General features: G+C 63.7%; 14 protein-coding genes. 4 read left to right on the forward strand and 10 right to left on the reverse strand.

Annotation, left to right across the window (positions count from 1 at the left end):
• From E8F12_RS07580 to E8F12_RS07590, 3 genes are all read left to right on the forward strand, one after another.
• Window positions 1-1353: CoA-acylating methylmalonate-semialdehyde dehydrogenase (locus tag E8F12_RS07580; RefSeq protein ID WP_280324638.1), on the forward strand; the 1353-nt coding region annotated here is incomplete at its 5' end.
• Between the two features lie 124 nt (window positions 1354-1477).
• Complete coding sequence (mmsB, locus tag E8F12_RS07585; RefSeq protein ID WP_280324639.1) at window positions 1478-2368, forward strand: 3-hydroxyisobutyrate dehydrogenase; 891 nt, start codon at window positions 1478-1480, stop codon at window positions 2366-2368.
• Window positions 2369-2390: 22 nt separating this feature from the next.
• Window positions 2391-3542 (forward strand): acyl-CoA dehydrogenase family protein, encoded by a 1152-nt coding sequence (locus tag E8F12_RS07590; RefSeq protein WP_280324641.1) that lies wholly within the window; start codon window positions 2391-2393, stop codon window positions 3540-3542.
• A gap of 230 nt (window positions 3543-3772) precedes the next feature.
• Here the strand turns inward: E8F12_RS07590 and E8F12_RS07595 are convergent, their stop codons facing one another.
• The 10 genes from E8F12_RS07595 to E8F12_RS07640 form a co-directional block, all read right to left on the reverse strand.
• Entirely contained in the window at window positions 3773-6253 is a 2481-nt protein-coding gene (locus E8F12_RS07595) for an EAL domain-containing protein (protein WP_280324642.1), read from the reverse strand.
• A 630-nt stretch (window positions 6254-6883) separates the two neighbouring features.
• Entirely contained in the window at window positions 6884-7078 is a 195-nt protein-coding gene (locus E8F12_RS07600; RefSeq protein WP_348532411.1) for a hypothetical protein, read from the reverse strand.
• 219 nt (window positions 7079-7297) lie between these two features.
• Window positions 7298-7510 (reverse strand): hypothetical protein, encoded by a 213-nt coding sequence (locus E8F12_RS07605; RefSeq protein ID WP_280288826.1) that lies wholly within the window; start codon window positions 7508-7510, stop codon window positions 7298-7300.
• Window positions 7511-7725: 215 nt separating this feature from the next.
• Entirely contained in the window at window positions 7726-8613 is an 888-nt protein-coding gene (locus E8F12_RS07610) for a transporter (RefSeq protein ID WP_280324643.1), read from the reverse strand.
• Between the two features lie 74 nt (window positions 8614-8687).
• Window positions 8688-9749 carry a phenol 2-monooxygenase domain-containing protein gene (locus E8F12_RS07615; RefSeq protein WP_280324644.1) on the reverse strand — a complete coding sequence of 354 codons (1062 nt, stop codon included), beginning with the start codon at window positions 9747-9749 and terminating at the stop codon, window positions 8688-8690.
• A gap of 10 nt (window positions 9750-9759) precedes the next feature.
• Window positions 9760-10119, reverse strand: coding sequence for a phenol hydroxylase subunit P4 (locus E8F12_RS07620; protein ID WP_280324645.1), 360 nt, complete (start codon window positions 10117-10119; stop codon window positions 9760-9762).
• Between the two features lie 58 nt (window positions 10120-10177).
• On the reverse strand, window positions 10178-11710 hold the full coding sequence (locus E8F12_RS07625) for an aromatic/alkene/methane monooxygenase hydroxylase/oxygenase subunit alpha (RefSeq protein WP_280324646.1): 1533 nt from the start codon (window positions 11708-11710) through the stop codon (window positions 10178-10180).
• Window positions 11711-11744: 34 nt separating this feature from the next.
• Window positions 11745-12014 carry an MmoB/DmpM family protein gene (locus E8F12_RS07630; RefSeq protein ID WP_280324647.1) on the reverse strand — a complete coding sequence of 90 codons (270 nt, stop codon included), beginning with the start codon at window positions 12012-12014 and terminating at the stop codon, window positions 11745-11747.
• Entirely contained in the window at window positions 12011-13006 is a 996-nt protein-coding gene (locus tag E8F12_RS07635) for an aromatic/alkene monooxygenase hydroxylase subunit beta (RefSeq protein WP_280324648.1), read from the reverse strand. The genes E8F12_RS07630 and E8F12_RS07635 overlap by 4 nt, the downstream gene beginning before the upstream one ends.
• A gap of 52 nt (window positions 13007-13058) precedes the next feature.
• The gene (locus tag E8F12_RS07640; RefSeq protein WP_280324649.1) at window positions 13059-13316 is read right to left on the reverse strand and encodes a phenol hydroxylase subunit; all 258 of its coding nucleotides are present in this window, start codon (window positions 13314-13316) and stop codon (window positions 13059-13061) included.
• A 369-nt stretch (window positions 13317-13685) separates the two neighbouring features.
• Here E8F12_RS07640 and E8F12_RS07645 point away from each other — a divergent pair, with 369 nt between their 5' ends.
• A complete protein-coding gene (locus tag E8F12_RS07645; RefSeq protein ID WP_280324650.1) occupies window positions 13686-15389 on the forward strand; it encodes a sigma-54-dependent Fis family transcriptional regulator in 1704 nt (567 codons plus the stop codon).
• The last annotated feature ends 54 nt before the right edge of the window (window positions 15390-15443 follow it).

Genomic DNA, 15443 nt, shown 5'->3' on the forward strand with positions numbered 1-15443 from the left:
GCCAGCGCCAAGGCCGCCTTCAAGACCTGGCGCAAGACCCCGATCGGCGCCCGTGCGCGCATCTTCCTCAAGTACCAGCAGCTGATCCGCGAGAACATGAAGGAGCTGGCCGCCCTCCTCACCGCCGAACAGGGCAAGACCCTGCCGGATGCCGAGGGCGACATCTTCCGCGGCCTGGAAGTGGTGGAGCACGCCGCCAACATCGGCACCCTGCAGATGGGCGAGCTGGCCAACAACGTGGCCGGCGGCGTGGACACCTACACCCTCAACCAGCCGCTCGGCGTATGCGCCGGCATCACCCCGTTCAACTTTCCGGCGATGATTCCGCTGTGGATGTTCCCCATGGCAATCGCCACCGGCAATACCTTCATCCTCAAGCCGTCCGAGCAGGACCCGATGGTGACCATGCGCCTGGCCGAACTGGCCATGGAAGCCGGTGTGCCGGCCGGCGTGCTCAACGTCATCCATGGTGGCGCCGATGCGGTGAACCTGCTCTGCGACCACCCGGATATCAAGGCGGTATCCTTCGTCGGTTCGACCAAGGTCGGCACCCACGTCTACAACCGCGCCACCCTGAACGGCAAGCGCGCCCAGTGCATGATGGGCGCGAAGAACCACGCCATCGTTCTGCCCGACGCCCACAAGCAGCAGACCCTGAACAACCTCGCCGGCGCCGCCTTCGGCGCGGCAGGCCAGCGCTGCATGGCGCTGTCGGTGGTGATCCTGGTCGGCGAGGCGCAAACCTGGTTGCCGGACCTGGTGGAGAAGGCCAAGAGCCTGAAGATCGGCGCAGGCGTCGAGGCCGGCACCGATGTCGGCCCGGTGGTGTCCTGCGCCGCGCTGGATCGTGTCAGCAGTCTGATCGCCGCCGGCGAGAAGGAAGGCGCACAGCTGGTGCTCGACGGCCGCGACCCTCAGGTGTCCGGCTACGCCAAGGGCAACTTTGTCGGCCCGACCATTTTCGCCGGCGTCACCCCGGAGATGACCATCTACCGCGAGGAGGTCTTCGGACCGGTGCTCTGCGTCGTGAGCGCCGCCACCCTGGACGAGGCCATCGCCTTCATCAACGCCAACCCCAATGGCAACGGCACCGCTCTGTTCACCCGCTCCGGCGCCGCCGCGCGGCACTTCCAGGAAGAGATCGACGTCGGCCAGGTGGGCATCAACGTACCGATCCCGGTACCGGTGCCGCTGTTCTCCTTCACTGGTTCGCGCGCTTCCAAGCTCGGCGACCTCGGCCCGTACGGCAAGCAGGTGGTGCAGTTCTACACCCAGACCAAGACCGTCACCTCGCGCTGGTTCGACGAGGACGAAGTCGGCGGCGCGGTGAACACCACCATCACCCTCAAGTAACCCACTTAACGCACTCGTAGGTTGGGCTGAGCTCCGCGAAGCCCAACACGAGAACGCACATCGTTGGGCTTCGCTTCGCGAAGCCCAACCTACAGGGCTACAGAACCTACGCGAGAACAGACTTATGAATATCGGCTTCATCGGACTCGGCAACATGGGCGGCCCCATGGCCCTCAACCTGGTCAAGGCCGGCCACCGGCTGCACGTATTCGACCTGTCGCAACTGGCGGTGGCGCAACTGGTGGAAGCCGGCGCCCGCGCCGAGGACTCCCCGGGAGCCATCGCCCGCGCCGATGTGGAGATCATCATCACCATGCTGCCGGCGGCGCAGCACGTGAAGTCTGTCTACTTGGGCGAAGACGGCCTGTTGGCCAATGTGGCCCCGGGCGTGCTGCTGATCGACAGCTCCACCATCGACCCCCACAGCGCCCGCGAAGTGGCCGCAGCCGCCCGCAAGCAGGGCAACCCGCTGCTAGATGCGCCGGTCTCCGGCGGCACCGGCGGCGCCGCGGCAGGCACCCTGACCTTCATGGTCGGCGGCGAAGCGGAGGACTTCGACCGTGCTCACACCGTGCTCAGCGGCATGGGCCGCAACATCGTCCACTGCGGCGCCACGGGCAACGGTCAGGTGGCCAAGGTGGCGAACAACATGCTGCTGGGCATCTCCATGATCGGCGTCGCCGAAGCCATGGCCCTGGGCACCTCGCTGGGCATGGACCCGAAGACCTTGGCGGGCATCCTCAACACTTCCAGCGGCCGCTGCTGGAGTTCGGAGATCAACAACCCCTACCCCGGCGTGCTGGAAAACGCCCCGGCCTCGCGCGGCTACAGCGGTGGCTTCGGCAGCGACCTGATGCTGAAGGACCTCGGCCTGGCCACCGAGGCGGCCCGCCAGGCGCGCCAGCCGGTGATCCTCGGTGCCGTCGCGCAGCAGCTCTACCAGAGCTTCAGCCTGCAGGGCCACGGCGGCCTGGACTTCTCCGCCATCATCAAACTATACCGGCACGACGGCTGAGCAGCCGTTTGGGAGCATCGCAATGCAGGATCTGGAACTCTCCGAAGAGCAGCGGATGATCCGCGACATGGCGCGCGACTTCGCCCGCGCCGAAGTCGCGCCTCGGGCGCAGGCCTGGGAAAAGGCCGGCTGGATCGACGACGACCTGGTGCGCCAGATGGGCGAACTGGGCCTGCTCGGCATGGTGGTGCCCGACGCCTGGGGCGGCACCTACATCGACTATGTGGCCTATGCCCTGGCGGTGGAGGAAATCTCCGCCGGCGACGGCGCCCTCGGCGCCCTGATGAGCATCCACAACTCGGTGGGCTGCGGGCCCATCCTCAATTACGGCAGCGAGGCGCAGAAGGACCTTTGGTTGCCGCAGCTGGCCAGCGGCACCGCCATCGGCTGCTTCTGCCTCACCGAGCCCCAGGCCGGCTCGGAAGCTCACAACCTGCGTACCCGCGCCGAGCTTGTGGACGGCCAGTGGGTGCTGAACGGCGCCAAGCAGTTCGTCAGCAACGGCAAGCGCGCCAAGCTGGCCATCGTCTTCGCGGTGACCGACCCGGAGCTCGGCAAGAAAGGCCTCTCCGCCTTCCTGGTGCCCACCGACACGCCCGGCTTCGTGGTAGATCGCAGCGAGCACAAGATGGGTATCAAGGCCTCCGATACCTGCGCCGTGACCCTCAGCGACTGCCGCATCCCGGCAGAGAACCTGCTGGGCCAGCGCGGCAAGGGCCTGGCCATCGCCCTGTCGAATCTGGAAGGCGGCCGCATCGGCATCGCCGCCCAAGCCCTCGGCATCGCCCGCGCGGCCTTCGAGGCGGCCCTGGGCTATGCGCGGGAACGGGTGCAGTTCGGCAAGCCGATCATCGAGCACCAGAGCATCGGCAACCTGCTGGCGGACATGCAGACCCGCCTCAACGCCGCACGCCTGATGATCCTCCACGCCGCCCGCCTGAAGAGCGCAGGCCAGCCCTGCCTGTCGGAAGCCTCCCAGGCCAAGCTGTTCGCCTCGGAGATCGCCGAGCAGGTGTGCTCCAGCGCCATCCAGGTCCATGGCGGTTACGGCTACCTGGAGGACTACCCGGTGGAGAAGTACTACCGCGACGCGCGGATCACGCAGATCTACGAAGGGTCGAGCGAGGTACAGCGGCTGCTCATCGCGCGGGAACTGGCCAACTACGCACTCTGAGTTACCCACGCTTTCCGGGCGCCCCGCTTTCCCGAGGAGCGCCCGTTTTTTTTGGCCTCCTGCCCGATTGAGCCCAAGACCTTCCGAATGCTACGGCAACACGTAAGGTACGCCGTGCACACCGGGACATTGGTGACGGCAGATTCGGCCTGTAGTCCTGGCACGGAACCTGGTGCGCGCAGCGCACCCTACGACAGCACGTTCCGTTACAGCACGTTGCAGGCTTCAAATCAGTGCTCGACCACCAGTCGCGCGTGCACATATTCCCTGAATTGCTCGGCCTGCAGTGGCGGGGAAAACAGGTGGCCCTGATAGGTCTGGCAGCCATGTTTGACCAGGAAGGCACGCTGAGCCTCGGTTTCCACGCCTTCGGCAATAACCGAAAGCCCCAGGATCTGGCTCAGGCTGATGATCGCGCAGGCGATGGCGGCATCGTTGGGATCGACCAGCACATCCCTGATGAAGGATTGGTCGATCTTGAGCTGATCCAACGGCAGGCTCTTCAGATAGGACAGCGACGAATAACCGGTGCCGAAATCATCCAGCGAAAGACCTATGCCGATCGCTTTCAACTCGACCATCTTGGCGACGGTACCTTCCATATCCTCGATCAGCAGGCCTTCGGTCAGTTCCAGTTTCAACCTCTTCGGATCGGCACCAGTGCTCCTCAGCACAGCCAGCACTTCCTCGACGAAGTCCGGGTGGTGGAACTGGCGGGCGCTGACGTTCACCGCCATCCCCAGTCGGGACGTTTCCGGATGCTTAGCCCAGACCACCAACTGAGCACAGGCGGTTTGCAGCGCCCAGCGGCCCAACGGCAGGATCAGCCCGGTTTCCTCTGCCAATGGAATGAACTCATTCGGATAGACGATTCCGCGTTCATGATGCTGCCACCTCATCAGTGCCTCTGCACCTATGATGCGGCCCTCGCAATTCACCTGCGGCTGGTAATGAAGTAGCAGTTCCTTGCCCTGCAGGCCCTGGCGCAAGTCCGCTTCCAGCCTGGCGCGTGCCGTGGCGACAGCCTGCATCTCCGGATCGAAGAAACGCATGGTATTGCGGCCCGCCGCCTTGGCGCGATACATCGCCAGGTCAGCGCGCTTGATTATGTCGTCCACTGTATTCAGCTGGCCCTGGAACAAGGCGATACCGAGGCTGGGGGTACTGTGGTGTTCATAGCCATCCAGCTGGTAGGAAATGTTCAGCGCATTGAGGATCTTTTCGCCGATGGCCTTGGCCTGGATGGCTGCTTCCGGTGGGTTCTCGCTCAGGTTCTCCAGCAAGACCACGAATTCGTCGCCGCCCAGCCGGGCCACGGTGTCGCTCTCGCGTATGCAGCCGGAGAGGCGCAGGGCGACTTGCCGCAACAACATGTCACCCCGGTCATGCCCCAGCGTATCGTTCAGTGCCTTGAAGTTATCCAGATCGATGAGGATTACCGCGCCCGTATGCTGGCTGCGGGTGCTGACCGCCAGCACGTGCTGCAAGCGGTCCAGCATGAGCCGACGGTTGGCCAGCCCGGTCAGTTGATCGTAGAAGGCCAGACGCTGGACTTCTTGCTCGGCGACCTTGCGGTGGGTGATGTCGGTATTGATCGAGAGGACGGACTGCGGTTGGCCATCGTCGTCGCGCACCAGGGTGCGGTGGCTTTCGAGCGTGATGGTGCTGCCATCCTTGCGTCTCAGCGTGACCTCACCCGCCCAATCACCCGTTTCGATCAGGCTATTGGTCGCCGCATCGAAAGCGGCATGGCCCTGGTAGATCAACTCCTGTGCCGATTGGCCGAGTGCCTCTTCCTTCGACAGACCGTAAAGACGCTCAGCGCTCTTGTTCCAGTACAGGATGCGGTGGTCCATGCCGTGAACGACTATGGCGTCCTGGGCCTTGTCCAGCAACGATGCCTGCTGGCGGGCCTTCCTCTCGCTTTCGCGCAGCACCACCAGATAACCTTCCCTTTCGGCTGCTTGCGACTCCATTTCGCGCCTGATCTTGCCGCCGTAGATAACAGCTGCACTGACCATCATCAGCACGAACAGCATGATCGCGTACTCGACCCGGCGCAGTTCCTCAACCGACTCCAGTTCCTCCTCCAGGAGCTTGCTTTGAATCTGGCCTACGCGTTCGCGCACCGTGCCAAGCGAGCCGAGCAACTTGGCAAACTTCCTGTCCATGGTCGCCATGCGCTTGCCGGCCGCGTCCGACTGACCCTCCCTGAAGAAGGAGAAGATCAGCATGGCCTCCTTCACCATCTCGACCATGTCAGCGTCGACCGCACTCACCTCATCCTGCAATGCAAGACTGAAGGCCTGTATATCGGCGCTGTGCCCGCCTTGATCGTCGATCCTGGCTTGCAGCTGCTCCCTGGTCATCGCCAGATGTTCGTTGAACTTGAGCAAGGCTTCATTCATGTTCCGCGATTCGGCTTCGACATCATGGGTATCGAAGACGTTGTTGCCCGGCGCGTTGACCTCGGTTGCCAGATTGCCCAGCGTCGAATAGCTCGCCAGCTGCTTGACCCACGACTGGTTGGCCTTGATGGAACGGTGGTAGGTGTCGACGATCATGTGATTCAGCAACACGCTCAGCACAACGACCAATACGTCGAAGCCCGCAAGAAAGAAGTACATGCGGTGCCATCTGGCCGGGCGCAGTTTAATTGGGCTGGTTGCGTTGGTCTGTTTGTCGGCGCTTTTATTTTTGAAGTAATCCATTTCACGATCTCCAAACCCAATCCTTCCAAACGGATTGATAAAAGCGATACTCCGAAACCAACCAACCTATTTCGCCGACACCTGAACCTGATGACTGACCGCACGCAGCACTGGCCACCCTCTTTCGCTGTTGTGGAATCATATTGATTTTCGTTAGCGCGACTCTCCTGCTGTCTCCTGGCATTCCATTCTGGAACTGAACGCCGCCATCGCTACCGGCAGACGTTCTGCTTCTTTCTTGTTCCAAGGCGCCGCCCAGTGCGTCTGGCGAATGTGCAGAACCTGGCTGGCCAAGTTGAGCGAAACATATCCCCGCGATTTCGCATTCCCTGCCGTACTGGGGCGAAGGTCGATCCGATCCGCAGGTGATCCCCTCATATCTAGCCCAATCCTTGCACCAGGCAGGTGCCGGGCATGCTCCATTTCCTCCCGCCTGTCGTGGCGGATCCATGCCCCTGGGCCGGGTACTTCACGCAAAACGGTCAGGTGAAATGGGCGTTGCAGGCCATTTCCACATAGTTCTCCTCACCGCCCGATCGACCAAGGCAGCAAACCAAGCATAGCCACGAATTCGCCATTATTCCGGTCACTGACTGCGACTGACGGTTCGCTTTCTCCGGAGGGAATCGATCAGGAAGCCGGTGACCAGGCGTGCTGGCGGAACAGGACTGACGCGGCGGTTTCGCCGACCAGGCTGGCATAGACGCCCGGGGCGGTTGCACCTTCCGTGCTGATGATCAGGATTCGTGATCGAGCGTCGATACCGACGTCAGCGGCCAGGCCTGGCGAAGCGACTATCCGTACCAACCCGGCGAGCCCGGCCACCGCCGACTCGCCGGCGAAGAGCGGAATGTCGTGCGCGCTGCCGGCAGTACACGGAGCTGGCGCTCTTCTTCGAGAACAACAACGTCAAGCGCTTCAAGCCGCTGGTCTCGATAAGCAATGTGAAGGTGGGACTTCAAGTGCCTTTGGATGCCTTGGGCCAGTGGCACTATCCGGTTGCCCGGTATCGATGCCCGCATGCTTGAGGCTTGAGCGTCGCAGTCAGTCGAGCGGGTCACTGCCGGAACCCTCCTTGGCCGACCGCGGCAGATCGCTCTTGCGGCCAAGCGGCGTCTGTTGGAAACAGATGCCACTTTCTCCCCGCCGGTTCTCGCTGGCGGCGTTGGCGTGTACCGCAATACCGGCCAACGCGAAGGCGATGGAGGTCAGGAAGCTCTTCAGGTTTTTCATCGAAATCATTCCGGTCAGGTTCATCAGGAACGACCGCCGCCCTCATGCCCGCGCCGTGAAGGCCGCCAGCGGCGATCGGGGACAGTGTCGAAGATCCAGGTACTGCTTCCGTGTCACCAGGTCGCTGTTTTGCATGTTTTTGTAAGCTGCGGCGTTGAGATACAGGAGGGTACAGATCGACTGGCGAGCAGTAGAAAGAGGCGGCTCTTGCCGCCCCGTCCCCTCAGGGAAATGCACCCTCAGAACGGCACGGTCAGCTTCAACCAGTAGGCATCCCCTTCCGCGCGGTTGCGCACCTGGGTTTCTTGTTCCCATTTGGCAGTGAGGAACCAGCCGTCCTTGTTGCTGTACATGATCGACGGGCCGATGGAAAAGGCACGACCCTTGTTGTCGTCGATACGCTCCCCGTCCTGGCGGTCGTCGGTGGTCTGCCGGTAGTAGTAGCCGCCAACACCCAGCACCCAGCCATTGCCCAGGCCCCAGCCCACGGCGTAGTCGAAGTGGAATTCCTGGCCGGACCGGTAGTCGGTGGCGGGGTTCTCCCGGTTGAAGTCGTACATCAGCTTGATGCTGGCGTTGAGCCCGGCGGGGTCGACGTGGGAGATAGCCAGCACCGGCTCCATCGTCCAGTAGTTGCGCCCGATATTGGCCAGGTCGCCGCGGTCGTACTCGCCCGAAGGGGCGATGAAATCCAGGGCGAAGATGCTGTGCAGCTTGTCGCTGTGATGAAAGCCCAGGGCCGGGCCGAAGATGATGTCGCCCAGGCCCTTCTTGTGCTGGGACTGGCCGTTCACGTCCACCTTCAGGTCGACGAAGGGCACCAGGGCGGCGAAGGCCAGGTTGCCGCCGAACAACTGCTGCTCGGTGACCCAGATCAGGCGCGGCGCGATGACGTTGGCGCGCACGCGGAAGTCCACCGGCAGGCTGCGGCCGTCATTGCCGCGCAGGGTGTCGGCCTCGTAGTGGGTGGAGAACACCTGGCCGTACAGGCCGGGCGGCGGCATGGCGCCGGACATGTAGTTCTCGGCGCCCATCGGGTAGGTGGAACCGCCGCCTTCGGTGGCATGGGCGAACTGGCCGAGGGTGGCGAGGATGCAGCAGGACAGGACACGCAGTTTGGTGCTCATCGGCAATACCTTCTTGTTTTTATGGGCGTGAGCCACCGTCCGCGCCCTCGGCGCGGAGCGGCGGGCAGAACAGGTCAGATGCGTTTGAAGAGGGCTGAGCGGGTGCTCTCGCCGGCGCCATCGACGGCGGTGAGGAAGCGCTCCATGAAGATGTCGCGCTCGAACAGCCGGCCTTGCATCAGGGCGGTGATGGCGGCGTCGATCATCGGCGGCGGCCCGCAGAGGTAGGCCTTGTTTCCGCTGAAGCGACCGTCGAAGTACTGCTTCGCGGCATCATGCACATAGCCCCGGAAGCCGCTCCACTCGGTGTCGTCGGCGGCCTGGCTGAGGGACGGTACGTAGGTGAAGTTCTCGTGCTCCGCAGCCAGGCGCTCGAACAGCTCGCGGTTGTACAACTCGGCACGGGTGCGCGCGCCCTGGAACAGCACCATGCGCCGCGAATCGCCCTGTGCCAGCAGGTCGAGGATCATCGATTGCGGGCTGGAAAGCCCCGAGCCACCGGCAATGAAGATCAGGTCGCCGGCTTGCGAGCCGCGCACGAAGAACTGGCCGTAGGGGCCGGACAGCTCCAGCGCATCCCCCACCCTCAGCTCGCCATGGATATGCCCGGTGGCCTGGCCGCCGTCCACCAGGCGGACGTGCAATTCCACTTCATCGGCGCGGCTCGGCGGATTGGCCAGGGAGAAAGCGCGGGTGCCGTCGATGCCGGGAATCTGCAGGTTGATGTACTGCCCGGCCTGGAACGCCATGGGCCGGTCCAGTTTCAGGCGCAGGCCCTTGATGGTGGGCGAGAGGTCGTCCAGGGCGATCACTGTCGCGCGGTAGTCCTGCACGCTATGGCCGGCGAAGTCCGGGTCGACGTCGATATCGGCTTCGATCACCAGGTCGCTCTGCGGGATGGCGCAGCAGGCCAGCACCTTGCCTTCGTCACGTTCCATGTCCATGAGGGCGAAGGGTGAGGCGGCGCCGACGTCCACTTCCCCTTCCAGCACCTGCAGCTTGCAGGTGGCGCAGGTGCCGTGGCCGCAGGCGAAGGGCAGCCAGACGCCCTGGCGCAAGGCGGCCTGGAGGATGGTCTGGCCCTCCTCCACTTCGATCTGTTCGCCGGTGGGTTCGATAGTGACCTGGTAGCTCATGGCGATCTCCTCAGTTGAAGCTGCCGTTGAGGCCATCCAGGCCGGGGGTGGACAGGTGCAGCAGGCTCTTGTGGCCAATGCCATTGGCGGCCAGGCCCGCCTGCCAGTCGGGAGAGAAGTCGGCATCATCCAGGCGCCAGCTGACCTGGCTGAAGTCGACCTTTGCCGCGTCGGGATGCGGCGCGATGGCCGGCTTGACCACGTTCTCGATGAAGTCGCCGAACGGCATGTCCGGCGGCAGCGGCAAGGTGAAGGGCGCGCAGAACATCAGGTGGCGTTCCCAGCAGAGATACACCAGTTGCAGGCCGTTGAAGTTTTCCTGGCGGTCCAGGGATTCCGCCGCATAGGCGCCGATGGCAGTCACGGGCATGACACTGTCCTTCTTGTAATGGAGGTGGAAGGCGGGCGCGCGGCGCCCGCCGGAGGGCTCAGCCGACCTTGGCCAGGTCGCCTTCGGCAGGCTTCTCGCCCTGCCACTGGCGCCAGCGCCGGTGCTCGGGCGAGCCCTGGTAGTCGAAGTTGTCTTCGCCGAAAGCGATGTTGTAGTAGTCGCGCACCACCGCCTCGACGTCGGCGCCGCCGCAGTTGCCCTGGAGGATCTGGTGCACCGGCAGCCAGGCCTGGACGTACTTCTCCGGCTCGTACTGGAAGATGTCGCAGCAGCCGTCAGAGCAGAAATGGAAGCGCTCGCCGCCGTGCTCCACGCTGCGGTGGCTCAGGGTGGTGTCCGCGTCCGGCTCGGTGAAGCCCAGCGGAATCTGGCAGACCTGGCAGAGCATCGGCAGCGTGTTGTTGTAGAAGCGCTCGCCACGGGCCTGCATTTCGCGCCAGTGCTCGTAGCGCGGGCGGTAGATGCGGTCGAAGGTGTCCGGGTACTTGGCCGAGAGCCAGTCCAGTTCTTCGTCTGTGGGAATCCAGGTGTGGAAGTTGGTGGCCTGGCTGTACTGGTAGAAGATCGACCAGGCCTGGTGGCTGATGTGCTCTTTGCCGATGGTGGTCTGCTCGACGTACTTCGGGGGGCGGATGCCGTAGCGCTCCAGGTCCTTGAACAGCGCGCCGCCGGCCTGCTCGTAGTACACCTCCCAGGCCTCGGCCCAGGACATGACCTTATTTGGCAGCATGTAGTCCATCATCATCCCCACCAGCGTCAGCAGGCGGTAGCCGCGCCAGAACCATTTGTCGATCCAGCGCTGGATGATCGGCACGTTATCCTCGTGCTGCTCCAGCAGGAACTTGATCACCTCCAGGCCGAGCGTCATGTGCCGGGCCTCGTCGGACTGCGCCGAGAAGCCGAAGGTGACGGTGGCCATATCGCCGTTGTAGGCGGCACCGGACATGAAGGGCACGAACAGCAGGTTGGTCAGCACGTACTCGAAGCTGAACGAGATCGCCGTGAGGAACTCGAAAGGGCCGGCGGTGCGCGCGTCCTCGAAGAAGGACTTGGGCACCGAGAGGAACCACACCCGGTCGTGCATGTGAGCGAAGTCGTGCAGGCCGTTGAAGTGCTTGTTGTAGTGGCTCATGGCGTGGATCTGGGTCTGCACGTGGCGCAGCTCGTCGATCGCCTGCATCTGGCAGGCCACCCGCGCTCCGGCGCCGCCGAAGTGCCGGCCGACGCGGGCGAAGCCCTGGTAGGCCTGGTACTCCAGCGGCGTCACGCCGCTGAGGAAGAGCTTCAAGGCGTTGACGTAGCGCGCGTCGGACAGGTTGGTATGGCCGTTGTTCTGCGAGAAGGCGTCGAAGATGGCGTAGAGCTTCTTCTCCTTCTCCGCCTGGTACTTCCAGTAGGCGTCCATGGTCAGGCGGAAGGGGTCTTCCCACTTGTCCCAGTCGGTGATCTTGATGCCCTCGAAGCGCTCGTAGGGGTAGATGTCGTCCTTGCTCTGGTAGCTCGGCTCCCAGGCCAGGTCGCGGGTCAGGCAGCGGTACTTGTCTTTCTGGTTCAGGCGTTTGGCGGCCATTTCGGTACTCCCGATTCTTGTTGTAGGGCGCGGATCAGTTCCAGTGCAGGGCGAAGCGGTCTTCGTCTTCCTCGACGTTGCCGCCGAGGGTGATGACGTCGATCAGCATTTCCTGCACGTCCCACTCGCGGCCGAGCTTCTCCTCGACTGTGGCGCGGTTGATCTCCAGGCGCCCTTCGGCCTGGATACGGATCATGGCCGGCTGGTGCTGGATTTCGGCGTGGGGGTTGTCCTGGGCGATGGCGTCCACGATGTAACGGGCGTTGTCGTTGTCCTGGAAGGCGATGTAGACGAGGGATGTCATTGCGCGGCTCCTGCAAGGCCGAGTTTCTTCAAGCGGGCAGCGAATTCGCCGGCCACGCTGTCGAGGGCATTTGCCTCCAGGCAGATTGCCGCCAGGGGCGCCAGGGCCTCCATGGCGCGGGCCTGCCAGTGGCCGACCCAGCCTTCGATGAGCTGGCGGTTATCAAAGCTTTCGCCGGCGACCGTCTTGACCAGGGCATCGACCCAGCGCTGGGTCTCGGCATACCAGAGGCGCATGAACTCGGTGAGCATCCCCACCTGGCCGGCGCCCTGGGCGCAGAGTTGGTCGTCGAACCTGTGATACACCAGCGGATAGAGCAAGCCGTCGCTGACCAGGTTCTGCGCCAGGGTCAGCTCGAACCAGTCGCGCACCACCAGGCTGTCTTCCACGTAGCGGCGCAGGCCCTGCCAGGCCGGGTCTTCCAGCCACTGGCGCTTGGCCTCGGCGAGCAGGTCGGTGCCGCCGTCGTCGAGCATCAGGCCGATGCGCGACAGGTACTGGGCGATGCCTAAGCGGTCCATGGCATGGAACATGTGCAGCTGGGTCAGGCTGGTGCCGAATCCGTCAGCGGCGATGCCGCTGTTGTTCATGTTGGCGCCCAGTTCCGCATGGCGCAGAGGCAGCAGCAGGCGGGCGATCTGCTCGCGGCTGGCAGCATCCAGGCCAGTCAGCAGATTGCGCTTCTCGCAGAAGGCGTAATCGTGCTCGGCGTTCTCCTGCATCTTGGCGCGGGTCTGCACATAGGCGCCGTAATAGAACTGGCGCGGGTCGCTGACGCTGTACCAGTCGGCCATGCGCACGGCGGTGCGGGTGGGGTCGTTGAGCAGCTTGTCCGGCTGCCACAGGGGGCGGTAGTGGAAGTTGGTGGCCGCCTCGATGTCGAAGCTGGCCTCCTGGTAGCGGCTGGCAGGCTTGTCGCCGAAACGCCGGCGGGTGTGGCTGAAGGTCTGGCGGATCGGCTCGGCCGTCGCCGTCTTGATTTCGATACTCATGCAGGGCGTCCTGTACTTGTTGTTGTGAGGGGATCGACGCGCGTGACCGGGGTCAGTCGGCCTGGCCACGGCTCTCGCCGTAGCGCCATTTCTCCATGTCGGCGTCAATGGCGTCGGCCATCTGCGCATCCATGTGTTGAACCCGGTTCCGCTCGCAGAAGCTGGCGAAGGCCGCGCGGGGCAGGACCAGCTCGACGAAGAGGTCCGGATAGCCGATGGCGAAGTCGAACTCGACGAAGGCGGTATCGGGCTCGCTGCGCACCCGGACGTAGCGCGGCAGTTGATCGAAGCGGGTCTGTGGCAGGCTCATGCAAGGCGACTCCAGGGGCGGGTTGCCAGGGACAGAGCAACGGCTGTGCCAGGGACTTTGAACTCCGCAGAGATCGACGCAAGCCATTGTTTAAACTAGGTTTTTATTGAATCAATGGAAGGTAGCGTGCGAGCAGGGACAGGCGAATCCGGCAAGGAAATTCACCATTTGCTCAATTGCTGAACGGCGCCTTGATCAATTCGCCAATCAGCAACGGCGATTGACTTTTCATCGGCTTTCAGGCCGCTTAGAAAAAAGAACGCGGCCCGTCCTTGCGTATCCGGGCCACCCGGTCGAACCCTCGCAACCGTCTGCCTGAACGGTGGTCCGGCCTCCTCCCCGCACAAGAACAATCAGGGGTGCAATGCAATGAAAGTTGACTACAAGGCGTCGGAACACAGCCCGACCCTGAAGGACCTGACGGACCAGGTCCGCTTCCTCGGCAACTCGGGCAAGATCTGGCTCGAAGAGCAGCGCATGCTCCTGCTCCAATCCGCCGCCATGGGCTCCTTCCGCCGCGAGCTGATCGAGATGCTCGGCGTCGAGCGGGCCAAAGGCCTGTTCCTGCGCCTGGGCTACCAGTCCGGCCTGAAGGACGCCGAACTGGCGCGCAAGCTGCGTCCGGACGGCGATGCGGTGGAGATGTTCCTCACCGGCCCGCAGCTGCACTCGCTCAAGGGCATGGTCAAGGTCAATCCGCTGGAGATGAACATCGATATCGAAAATGGCCAGTTCTATGCCGACCTCGAATGGCAGAACTCCTACGAGGTGGACCACTACCAGGCCGAGGGGCTGCAGTCCGACCAGCCGGTGTGCTGGACCCTGCTCGGCTACGCCATCAGCTACTCGTCGTTCTTCCTCGGTCGCCAGGTGCTCTACAAGGAAGTCAGCTGCCGCGGCTGCGGCGACGCGCGCTGCCGCATCATCGGCAAGCCCGTGGAGGAATGGGAGGACGCCGAGGAGTTCATGCGCTACTTCCAGAGCGACCCGATCATCGAAGAACTCCAGGCCCTGCAGGTGCAGGTGGCCGACATGCGTCAGCGCCTGCAACAGAATGCCGGACAGTACTACGGCATCGGCAAGGCGACGCTCTACCGCAAGGCCTGCGCCCTGATCGACAAGGCAGCGCCGGGCAAGGCTTCGGTGCTGCTGCTGGGTGAAACCGGGGTGGGCAAGGAAGTCATGGCGCGCAGCCTGCACTTGCGCAGCGAACGCGCCGGCGGGCCCTTCGTGGCGCTGAACTGCGCGGCCATTCCACCGGACCTGATCGAGGCCGAACTGTTCGGTGTGGAACGTGGCGCCTATACCGGGGCGCAGCAGTCGCGCATGGGCCGCTTCGAGCGCGCCAATGGCGGCACCCTGTTCCTCGACGAAGTGGTGGAGCTCACGCCCCGCGCCCAGGCCAGCCTGCTGCGGGTCCTGCAGGAGGAAGAGCTGGAACGGGTGGGCGATTCGCAGACGCGCAAGGTGGACGTGCGGGTGATCGCCGCCACCCACGAGGACCTGGCCAAGGCCGTGAAGGAAGGCCGCTTCCGCGCCGACCTGTACTACCGGCTGAATGTCTATCCGGTGTTCATTCCGTCGCTGCGCGAGCGCAAGGAAGACATCCCGCTGCTGGCCGAGCACTTTCTCTCGCGCCTGCACACGGCCTATGGCAAGACCACCCTGGGCCTTTCCGACAAGGCCCTGGAGGCCTGCATGCGCTACGACTGGCCAGGCAATATCCGCGAATTGGAGAACCTGATCGAGCGCGGTGTGATCATCACCGACGCCAACCAGAGCATCAGTGCCGATGCCCTCTTCCCGCACCTGTCCCATGAGGCCAACAGCATCGGCCTTTCCAGTGACGGCGCGCTGGTAGAAGCGACGCCCAGCGTGGAGCCCGACTGGGTGGAGCGTCTGATCGAAAGTGGCGTCAGCCTGGACACGGTGGAAGAGGCATTGATGCAGGGGGCGATGAAGCGTGCCCAGAACAACGTCTCGGAAGCCGCCCGCCTGCTCGGCATGACCCGCCCTGCCCTGGCCTACCGCCTGAAGAAAATGCCAGCCGAAGACTCCCCTCACCGCTCTTGAGCAAACGAGCAATCTCTCCCGCCCGGCTTGACGATTCGGTCAAGCCGGAAGCTC

This window comes from Pseudomonas sp. BN102 (assembly GCF_029871245.1).
In the GTDB taxonomy this organism is placed as follows: domain Bacteria; phylum Pseudomonadota; class Gammaproteobacteria; order Pseudomonadales; family Pseudomonadaceae; genus Metapseudomonas.

Excerpts from the sequence above, each read along its gene's own strand:
- mmsB (WP_280324639.1), top strand. The coding sequence starts at position 1,478 with ATGAATATCGGCTTCATCGGACTCGGCAACATGGGCGGCCCCATGGCC.
- E8F12_RS07590 (WP_280324641.1), top strand. The coding sequence starts at position 2,391 with ATGCAGGATCTGGAACTCTCCGAAGAGCAGCGGATGATCCGCGACATG.
- E8F12_RS07595 (WP_280324642.1), bottom strand. The coding sequence starts at position 6,253 with ATGGATTACTTCAAAAATAAAAGCGCCGACAAACAGACCAACGCAACC.
- E8F12_RS07605 (WP_280288826.1), bottom strand. The coding sequence starts at position 7,510 with ATGAACCTGACCGGAATGATTTCGATGAAAAACCTGAAGAGCTTCCTG.
- E8F12_RS07610 (WP_280324643.1), bottom strand. The coding sequence starts at position 8,613 with ATGAGCACCAAACTGCGTGTCCTGTCCTGCTGCATCCTCGCCACCCTC.
- E8F12_RS07615 (WP_280324644.1), bottom strand. The coding sequence starts at position 9,749 with ATGAGCTACCAGGTCACTATCGAACCCACCGGCGAACAGATCGAAGTG.
- E8F12_RS07620 (WP_280324645.1), bottom strand. The coding sequence starts at position 10,119 with ATGCCCGTGACTGCCATCGGCGCCTATGCGGCGGAATCCCTGGACCGC.
- E8F12_RS07625 (WP_280324646.1), bottom strand. The coding sequence starts at position 11,710 with ATGGCCGCCAAACGCCTGAACCAGAAAGACAAGTACCGCTGCCTGACC.
- E8F12_RS07630 (WP_280324647.1), bottom strand. The coding sequence starts at position 12,014 with ATGACATCCCTCGTCTACATCGCCTTCCAGGACAACGACAACGCCCGT.
- E8F12_RS07635 (WP_280324648.1), bottom strand. The coding sequence starts at position 13,006 with ATGAGTATCGAAATCAAGACGGCGACGGCCGAGCCGATCCGCCAGACC.
- E8F12_RS07640 (WP_280324649.1), bottom strand. The coding sequence starts at position 13,316 with ATGAGCCTGCCACAGACCCGCTTCGATCAACTGCCGCGCTACGTCCGG.
- E8F12_RS07645 (WP_280324650.1), top strand. The coding sequence starts at position 13,686 with ATGAAAGTTGACTACAAGGCGTCGGAACACAGCCCGACCCTGAAGGAC.